This window comes from Alcanivorax sp. (assembly GCF_014762765.1).
In the GTDB taxonomy this organism is placed as follows: domain Bacteria; phylum Pseudomonadota; class Gammaproteobacteria; order Pseudomonadales; family Alcanivoracaceae; genus Alcanivorax.
Window position 1 is genome coordinate 3,482 of sequence record NZ_JABURH010000060.1, and the last position, 1,255, is coordinate 4,736.

Annotated in this window: 1 protein-coding gene; it reads left to right on the plus strand. The window is 58.1% G+C overall.

Translation table 11 applies throughout. The annotated features are described in order from the left end of the window. Positions 1-337 precede the first annotated feature (337 nt). The gene (locus HUJ17_RS02230; protein ID WP_103918164.1) at positions 338-964 is read left to right on the plus strand and encodes a TetR/AcrR family transcriptional regulator; all 627 of its coding nucleotides are present in this window, start codon (positions 338-340) and stop codon (positions 962-964) included. Positions 965-1,255 lie beyond the last annotated feature (291 nt).

The following is a 1,255-nucleotide window of genomic DNA, read 5'->3' on the forward strand; positions in this document are numbered from 1 at the left end:
AATGCGGATGTGCACCTGATGGCCATGGCCCGGTTGGCGTAAATGGATTTTTACCACAGAGGTCACAGAGAACACCGAGAAAAGAGGTTTCTTCTGACACCAGCTCTAGCCATGTTGTAGGAGCTTGCTTGCAAGCGAACTGCGCAAACCGCTATTCGCAGACCGGCGCCCACAGCAAAGAAAAGCCTGTTCATCCTCAGTGAACTCTGTGCCCTCTGTGGTAAAAAAGGATTTTAAACAACGCCTCTACGGAGCAACCGGGGCCGAGGAATTTGCCGACCATGGTGGCCATGCGGTATAAGCCATGGAAACCACCGGGGATACACTGGGAGTCTGAATGTCACGCAAAGCCGCCGCATCGAAAACCCTGCTGCAAAACCTGCAGGTGCCGGAAGGGGACAAGACCTACGAGAAGGTGCTGGATGCGGGGCTGGCGTTATTCGTTGAGTTCGGCCTGCGCCGTACCACCATGGAAGACGTGGCGAGTAAGGCCGGTATCGGCCGGGCCACGGCCTACCGCCGCTTTGCCGACAAGGACCAGTTGATCCAGGTGGTGATCCTGCGTGAGTGTCAGCGGGAGCTGGCCCGGATCGAAGCGGACCTGGCGCAGATCGATAACGGTGTAGAGCGGGTGCTGGAATCCTTTGTGCTGGCGACCACGCGCGCCCATCGTCACCCGTTGCTGCAGCGGCTGCTCACCTCCGAACCGGAAACGATCCTGCCCATTCTCACCCAGCGCCTGTGGCAGATGATGGGGTTCTTCCGCGTCTATATGGCCGGCATACTGGATCAGGAGCAGAAGAAGGGGGCCATTCGCAAGCAGTCCTCCGAAGCCCTGGCCGAGCTGATGCTGCGCCTCACCCAGTCCATGGTGCTGTCCCCGGACGGCCTGATGAATCCCGCCAACGAAGCCGGGGTGCGCCAGTGGGCCAATGATTACCTGCGGCCGCTGCTCACCCCCTGACATTTTCTTTCCCCGCCTGACCAAAATGATCTAAACAGAAATCCGAAATCTGTGTGATGTGCTTGTTTGTGCGACCAGTTGAGACGTATTTTTCTATTTGTCTCAATCAAGGATGCCACCGACAGGATTTGCCATGACACAGACGGCCACGCAAACACAGCGGGAAATCCCCCAACCCCTGGGTCCGGATTCCTACACCTGGCAGGACTTCGGCTCCTGGCGGTTTCATCTGATGTTGCCCCAGGCCTTTGTGTTGCAGGTGGCGCATCCGATCATCGACGCCGGGGTAGG

Bases quoted from the DNA above. Each gene is read 5' to 3' on its own strand.
- HUJ17_RS02230 (WP_103918164.1), top strand. From the start codon at position 338: ATGTCACGCAAAGCCGCCGCATCGAAAACCCTGCTGCAAAACCTGCAG.